Here is a 7,133-nt window from a genome sequence, read left to right as displayed (position 1 = left end):
ATAGTCGTAAGATATGCGGGCGAGACTTACCAAATGCCCTAAATCCCATGCTAATATGCCCCGTTGGAGGTCTTCGTTGGTTATTTCGATTGTGTTATTCTCTTTGATGTAGACCAGGAAATCACTCAGATTTCTGCAATATTGTACGAAGCGATCGATGCCAAGAAAGCGTTCTTTGATGAGTGCTTCGCGTTTTTTTTCGTTATGCTCCGATAGAAAAAGAGAAATCATGATGTTGTATGCACTGCGTTCTCCTTCCTCTTTGAGAAAGTTAAATACCAGTTGAATGTTAGGTTTGTCTTTTAGTCTTACGGCTAAAGAAAGATGTCGGGACAGCTCCTTACGACTTCTTCCCGTAGTCAGACTGTTTGTGTAAAAAAACTCTTGCTCTCCGCTCATCAGTCCGATGAGAAGGGCTTGTTCGCGATTTCGGTTCACAGGAGGTGCCTGTGGATTCCGATGGAAGAGGGGTGCCGAATTTGTTTCCATACTCTTATCTTTACGTTTGTTATCAAAAAGCGTGAGAACTGTTACTTGTACCATTCCTGAGGCTTCGGCAAACCGTCTATGAAATACAAGCAACAGTCTCACGCCTATTCGATATATAACAAGAGTATATACACGAAAGTGCGTGAGACCCGTTTGCTCATTACCTTTCATAGATTGAATTTTGCCGAATTCCAGGAAAAAGGTAATAAATGAAACGTTCTCTAATACAATGCTTTAGCCAAAACTCTATTGGCTTATGTTGTCGCAAAGATAGGAAAAGTTTCGCTTTTCCTATCAAGCTTCTTTAGTTTTTATTATAGTATGGAAGCTCTTAGAAGAACTTCATTTCCATGCCTTTGATGTCCGAAAGCAGAAGATTGGCCAGGCGGCTGGTGCCCAAGCGGAACCATTGGTTGTTGAGCCATTCTTCGCCAAGCACCTCTTTGACGATAGTGTAGTAGATGACAGCGTCATTTACGGTATTAATGCCTCCGGCAGGTTTGAAACCTACTTTATTGCCGGTTTTATCGTAATATTCTTTAATAGCCCGGCACATTATATAAGCGGCTTCCGGGGTTGCAGCGGGTTGTTGTTTCCCGGTAGATGTCTTTATAAAGTCTGCGCCCGAATACATGGATAGGATAGAGGCTTTCATGATATTGGAAGCACTCTTCAGAGCGCCTGTTTCCAGAATCACTTTCATGTGATGTTCCTTGCAGACATCTTTCAGTTCCTGTATCTCTTCGCACATGTTTTCGTAGTCTCCACTCAGGAATTTGCCTACTGAAATTACGATATCTATTTCGTCTGCACCTTCCATCAGTGCCATGGCGGTTTCTGCTACTTTTACTTCTGTGAAGGTTTGTGAGGAAGGAAAACCTGCCGAGACACAGGCTATTTTTACATCCTCTACTTCCAGGGTACTCTTTACGATTTCTGCGAAGTTAGGGTAAACACAGATAGCAGCGACATTCTCCAAATCAGGGAATTCTTCGTCGAACTGATTTACTTTTTGAGTGAATTTCATCACGCTTTCATCGCTGTCCGTAGTGTTCAGTGTAGTAAGATCAATGCAGTGGAACAAGAATTTCTTGACCTCCTCCGTATGGTTTCCGGGCACTTTTTCTGCAATGATTTTCGCTACCTGGGCAGCTACTTCCGTATCGTCCAGCTGTGTGTTGTACTTTGCCAATGCGGCATCATACTTGTTCTGGTTAGGTTCATTCTTCTCCATGGTCTTGCAATTTAGGATTATTGATATGGCGGGTGTTATCCCGTTGGGTTTTCTTCTCCAGATTGCGGGCAAACGCTTCAGTGACGTTTACACCTGTCTGATTGGCAATGCAGAGTAGTACCCAGAGGACATCCGCTATTTCGTCTTCGATATTATCTTTTTCTCCTTCTTTGAAGGATTGGTCACCGTATTTGCGGGACATAACTCTTGCCAGTTCACCTACCTCCTCAGTAAGGACAGCCATATTGGTGAGTTCGCTGAAATAGCGTACACCATACTTTTTAATCCAGCAATCTACCTGATGCTGAGCTTCTTCTAATGTCATCATTCCTTGTTTTTTGTATCCATACAGATGGTCACAGGGCCATCGTTTAATAATTCTACCTTCATGTCGGCACCAAATTCTCCGGTACCTATTTCTTTGCCTAATAGAAAACTCAAATCTTTGCAAAACTGTTCATACAGCGGAACGGAAATATCGGGCTTTGCTGCACGTATATATGAAGGACGGTTACCCTTCTTTGTAGAAGCATGCAAGGTAAACTGACTGATTACCAGTATTTCACCGTTAATGTCGAGGATTGATTTGTTCATTACTCCATTCTCGTCGTCAAAGACACGCAGGTTGACAATTTTTTTGCAAAGCCAGTCAATATCTTCTTGTCCGTCTGTTTCCTCAATACCTACCAATATCAGAAGCCCTTTCCCTATAGCGGATTTGCATGTTCCGTTGATTGTAACAGAAGCGTGTCCGACACGTTGTATGACTACTCTCATGTTCTTTTTATCCTAATCTTTTAAAACTTTTCCGGATGCAAAGTTACGAATAAATTCGTGATTGCCTGCAATTTGTGCGTATGAATATGTAGAAGGAGGAGTTAACTTCTAAAATATTCTTCAATTACTTTTGCTTTAGCTTCTCCTGTAACCTTCGTAAGCGCCTCCAGGGATGCTTCTTTTATGCGCTTTACGCTTTTAAACTCTTTTAGCAGAGCTGCTTTAGTCTTTTCTCCAATGCCTTTTATCTCATCCAACTCGGAAGCAATCTGTCGTTTGCTGCGTTTTTCGCGGTGGAAAGTAATGGCAAAACGATGTACTTCATCCTGTATCTGTGTCAATAATCGGAACAGGGGAGTGTTTTGTTTTAAACCGATAGTCTGCGGTGGAAAGCCATAAAGCAGTTCGGATGTGCGGTGTTTGCCATCCTTGGCAAGTCCGGCAATGGGGATGTTCAGACTTAGTTCGTCCAGAACTTCTTTTACGGCACCCATTTGCCCCTTTCCACCGTCGGTAATAAGGAGGTCTGGTAGGGTTGCTTTCTCTTCAATAGCGCGCTGATAACGGCGTCTTACGACTTCTTTCATGGAGGCGTAGTCGTCTGCGCCTACTACGGTCTTGATATTGTACTTCCGGTAGTCTTGTTTTGAGGGCTTGGCTTTCTTGAATACCACGCAGGCGGCAACCGGATCGGAGCCTTGGATGTTTGAGTTATCAAAACACTCTATTTGTATGGGTAAATGTTCAAGGTGTAACTCTTCCTGTATCTCTTTCATCAAGCGGACGCTGCGCTGTTCCGGATTCAGCTTTTCGGCTTGCTTCATGCGATCGGCCTTATATTGCTTTACATTCAGAATGGAAAGATCCAGCAGTTTCTTCTTATCCCCTCGCTGAGGTATTGTAAAGACCACGTCTTTCAACTCCATATCCACCTCGAAAGGCACGATGATTTCGCGTGAAAGGCTCTTGTATCGCTCTCTCATTTCAATGATGCCCAGTTGGATAAGTTCTTCTTTGGTTTCATTCAACCGCTTCTTGTACTCGAATGTAAAAGCCTGGTTGATTGCCCCGTTCGTGATATGCAGATAATTGATAAATGCAGATTTGCCATCACTGTCTTCCTCTATGGAAAAAACATCGATATTATGCAGAATATTGCTTACTACCTCTGACTTGGCACGGTAATTTTCAATCAGCATGTATTTATTCTTGACCTTTTGTGCCTCTTCAAACTTCATATCAGCGGACAGTTCCTGCATTTGTTGAAAAAGTATCCGTTGTATTTCCTGCGTATTACCTTTGAGGATTTCCTTGATTTCTCCGATGTTTTTCATGTAATCATCCAGTGATTGCTTCCCGACACAAGGTCCGGCGCAGTTCTTGATATGATATTCCAGACAAACATTGAATTTTCCTGCCCGGATATTTTCGGGCGAAAGGTTCAGGTTGCAGGTGCGTAACGGATACAGATGCTTGATAAGATCGAGCAATGCATTCATAGATGGTACATGGCTGTAGGGGCCATAGTAAGAGGAACCGTTGCGTATGATTTTACGTGTCTTGAATATCCGGGGAAAATACTCGTTTTGAACGCAAATGGACGGATATGTCTTATCATCTTTCAACAATACATTGTACCGTGGCTTATATTTCTTGATGAGATTATTCTCCAGCAGCAAGGCGTCCTCCTCAGAGTTCACCACAATATATCGGATATCGGCTATTTTGCTGACGAGTACTCTCGTTTTTCCCGGTTCGTGCTCTTTGTTGAAATAGGAGGAGACCCTTCGCTTTAAGTTTTTAGCTTTACCTACGTATATGATAACCCCTTCGGTATTCAGATATTGGTAAATACCGGGGCTCTCCGGAAGGTTTAATACAATTCCTTTCAGATATTCGCTGGCTTTAAGTTCAGGGTTATTCTCCATGTGGTTCTCAGGTCTTTTCTCTTCGTTTATAATGAAAGTACCGACTGTACGTCTACGTCTTTGTTGAATAAGTCTATTCCGTGCAACTCCTTCAGTTCTATGATGAAGTTTACATATATTTTCTTTGGATTCATCTTTTGTACTAGCTTGCAGGCGGCCTCCATTGTTCCGCCTGTGGCGAGCAGATCGTCATGTAGCAAAACTACGTCGTTCTCGTTGAGAGCATCTTTATGTATCTGAATGGTGTCTTTACCATATTCTTTATCGTAACTTTCCTCAATGGTTTCTGCAGGAAGCTTTCCGGGCTTGCGGATAGGAATGAAACCTGCACCCAAACGGGTGGCGAGGATAGGTCCCATAATGAAGCCTCTCGATTCAATGCCTACCACTTTTGTGATACCTTTGTCCTTGTACATCTCATGCAATGTATCTGAAAGTTCCTGAAGCCTTGCAGGATCTTTAAACAATGTAGTTACGTCGTAAAATAGAATTCCCGGAATAGGAAAATCGGGGATTTCCCGAATGCTTTTTGCAAGAGTTTCTTTGCTCATAATCAGTATTTTTAATGCGTTTATTGAATTCTTTGTTTCACGTGGAACGTATTTGCTTTATCTGCCCGAAAGCACCAACAATACGTTTATATCGCTTGGTGATACGCCCGGAATCCGGCTTGCCTGGGCTATCGTTTCCGGATCAATCTTCACCAGCTTCTGTCTTGCTTCGGTGGATAGGGATTGAATGGCATTATAATCAAACTTCCCTTTTATTTTGATGCTTTCCAGACGAGCCAGTTTATCTGCAATCATTCGTTCACGTCCAATGTATCCTTCATACTTAATCAGGATTTCAGCTGCCTCAATCGTTTCTTCTTTTCTTTCGGTAACTTTATCCAGCTCCCGGCGGAAAGCGCTGACATGCTCCGCCATATTTTCAAGCGTAATTTGGGGACGGTTTATAAGGTCGATCAATTTGCATCCTTGGCGAAGGGGAGTAGTACCCAATTGCTCCAATATCGGATTGATTAATGCCGGTTTCATCGAATAGTTACGAGTGAATTCTATGATACTATTGATTGAGTCACGTTTCCGTCTCAGTAACTCATAGCGGTCGCTCTTTACAAGTCCGAGTTTCCATGCCTTTTCGGTAAGACGCATATCTGCATCGTCCATACGTAACAGGATGCGATACTCGGCGCGCGAAGTGAACATACGGTAAGGTTCGTCCACACCTTTGGTTACGAGATCATCGATTAATACGCCGATATATGCTTCGTCTCGTGCAAGAGTAAATGGCTCACCGCCGTGGCAGTTTATATGTGCATTGATTCCGGCAATGATTCCTTGTCCGGCTGCTTCTTCATATCCGGTGGTCCCGTTTACTTGCCCTGCAAAGAATAGATTTTTAATTTTCTTCGTTTCCAACGTATGTTTTAGTTGGGTAGGGTCGAAGTAGTCATACTCGATAGCGTATCCGGGACGATAAATCACCAAATCTTTGAATGCGGGAACTTTTTTCAGCGCTTCTATCTGTATATTCATCGGGAGTGATGAAGAGAAGCCATTTAAATAAAGTTCCTGAGTTGTTTCTCCTTCCGGTTCCAGGAAAAGCTGGTGTTGCTCCTTATCGGGGAAAGTAACTATTTTAGTTTCGATACTGGGGCAGTAACGTGGACCGATGCTTTGAATCTGTCCGTTGAAAAGAGGAGAATCCGGCAGCCCTTCGCGTAATACACGGTGCACTTCCTCGTTCGTGAAGCACGTCCAGCATGGTAGTTGCTTCAGGTGGCGTACACTGGTATCCAAGAAAGAGAATTTATGAAAGTCACATTCTCCATCCTGTGTTTCCATGTATTCATAGTGCACGCTTCGTCCGTCTATGCGAACAGGTGTACCGGTTTTCATGCGTCCATATTCAATGCCATGTCTTGCGATGGATTCGGTTAATTCGTAAGATGCAGGTTCTGCCATACGTCCTCCGGCAAGCTTGGTACGTCCTACGTGCATCAGTCCGTTCAGGAAAGTGCCGGCAGTCAGTACGATGCATTTTGCACGGAAGGTTACATCGAGCAAAGTGGTTAAGCCTGCCACTTCTCCGTTTTCAACGAGAATTTCGCGTACTGTATCTTGCCAGATATGCAGATTAGGAATGTTTTCTAAGATTTCGCGCCATGCCCAGATGAACTTATTGCGGTCGCATTGTGCACGTGGGCTCCACATCGCAGGACCTTTGGAACGGTTCAGGATGCGGAACTGGATGGCGGTCTGATCGGTCACTAATCCCATATATCCACCTAAAGCATCTACTTCGCGTACAATTTGTCCTTTGGCAATACCACCTACGGCAGGGTTACAACTCATTTGTCCTATCTTATTCATGTCCATGGTGATAAGACAGGTTTTTGAACCCAGATTTGCCGCAGCGGCTGCGGCCTCACAACCGGCATGTCCGGCGCCAATCACGATAACGTCGTATTTAAACTCCATTCATTCAATGTCTTTAAAACAGTGCAAAGTTACGAAAAAAACTACTACTCATCCAGTTTTTCTTTTTCTTATCATTGTTTAAGGGAAGGTTAGTGGCTTGTGAACCACACCAATCTTTCATTTTTTTGAGGAAGAACTAATATGCTATGCCCACTATTTTTAAGAAAAAGTTCTTTCTGTTCTTTCAGTTCCCACGAACTCCCTGTTCATCGGCATTCCGGC

General features: G+C 43.4%; 6 protein-coding genes and 1 pseudogene. All 7 read right to left on the bottom strand.

Annotated features, from left to right (window positions below):
- Positions 1 to 489 (bottom strand): annotated as a pseudogene (locus BN161_RS29230) (DUF1266 domain-containing protein); the annotation flags it as partial.
- Positions 490 to 820: 331 nt separating this feature from the next.
- Positions 821 to 1,723, bottom strand: a complete 903-nt coding sequence (deoC, locus tag BN161_RS16445; RefSeq protein ID WP_044268239.1) for a deoxyribose-phosphate aldolase — start codon at positions 1,721 to 1,723, stop codon at positions 821 to 823.
- Positions 1,710 to 2,048 (bottom strand): nucleotide pyrophosphohydrolase, encoded by a 339-nt coding sequence (locus BN161_RS16440; protein ID WP_026366777.1) that lies wholly within the window; start codon positions 2,046 to 2,048, stop codon positions 1,710 to 1,712. The genes deoC and BN161_RS16440 overlap by 14 nt, the downstream gene beginning before the upstream one ends.
- Entirely contained in the window at positions 2,048 to 2,500 is a 453-nt protein-coding gene (gene dtd / locus BN161_RS16435; RefSeq protein ID WP_007216627.1) for a D-aminoacyl-tRNA deacylase, read from the bottom strand. The genes BN161_RS16440 and dtd overlap by 1 nt, the downstream gene beginning before the upstream one ends.
- A 101-nt stretch (positions 2,501 to 2,601) precedes the next feature.
- Positions 2,602 to 4,428 (bottom strand): excinuclease ABC subunit UvrC, encoded by a 1,827-nt coding sequence (gene uvrC / locus BN161_RS16430; protein WP_044268235.1) that lies wholly within the window; start codon positions 4,426 to 4,428, stop codon positions 2,602 to 2,604.
- A 26-nt stretch (positions 4,429 to 4,454) separates the two neighbouring features.
- Entirely contained in the window at positions 4,455 to 4,979 is a 525-nt protein-coding gene (locus BN161_RS16425) for an adenine phosphoribosyltransferase (RefSeq protein WP_044268234.1), read from the bottom strand.
- A gap of 57 nt (positions 4,980 to 5,036) precedes the next feature.
- Positions 5,037 to 6,911 carry a tRNA uridine-5-carboxymethylaminomethyl(34) synthesis enzyme MnmG gene (mnmG, locus tag BN161_RS16420; protein ID WP_044268233.1) on the bottom strand — a complete coding sequence of 625 codons (1,875 nt, stop codon included), beginning with the start codon at positions 6,909 to 6,911 and terminating at the stop codon, positions 5,037 to 5,039.
- Between the last annotated feature and the right edge of the window lie 222 nt (positions 6,912 to 7,133).

Source organism: Bacteroides timonensis (assembly GCF_000513195.1).
Taxonomy (GTDB): Bacteria; Bacteroidota; Bacteroidia; order Bacteroidales; family Bacteroidaceae; genus Bacteroides; species Bacteroides timonensis.
Note: the sequence above shows the minus strand (reverse complement) of the source record. Positions and strands in the feature narration are given on the sequence as shown.

Bases quoted from the DNA above. Each gene is read 5' to 3' on its own strand.
- deoC (WP_044268239.1), bottom strand. From the start codon at position 1,723: ATGGAGAAGAATGAACCTAACCAGAACAAGTATGATGCCGCATTGGCA.
- BN161_RS16440 (WP_026366777.1), bottom strand. From the start codon at position 2,048: ATGACATTAGAAGAAGCTCAGCATCAGGTAGATTGCTGGATTAAAAAG.
- dtd (WP_007216627.1), bottom strand. From the start codon at position 2,500: ATGAGAGTAGTCATACAACGTGTCGGACACGCTTCTGTTACAATCAAC.
- uvrC (WP_044268235.1), bottom strand. From the start codon at position 4,428: ATGGAGAATAACCCTGAACTTAAAGCCAGCGAATATCTGAAAGGAATT.
- BN161_RS16425 (WP_044268234.1), bottom strand. From the start codon at position 4,979: ATGAGCAAAGAAACTCTTGCAAAAAGCATTCGGGAAATCCCCGATTTT.
- mnmG (WP_044268233.1), bottom strand. From the start codon at position 6,911: ATGGAGTTTAAATACGACGTTATCGTGATTGGCGCCGGACATGCCGGT.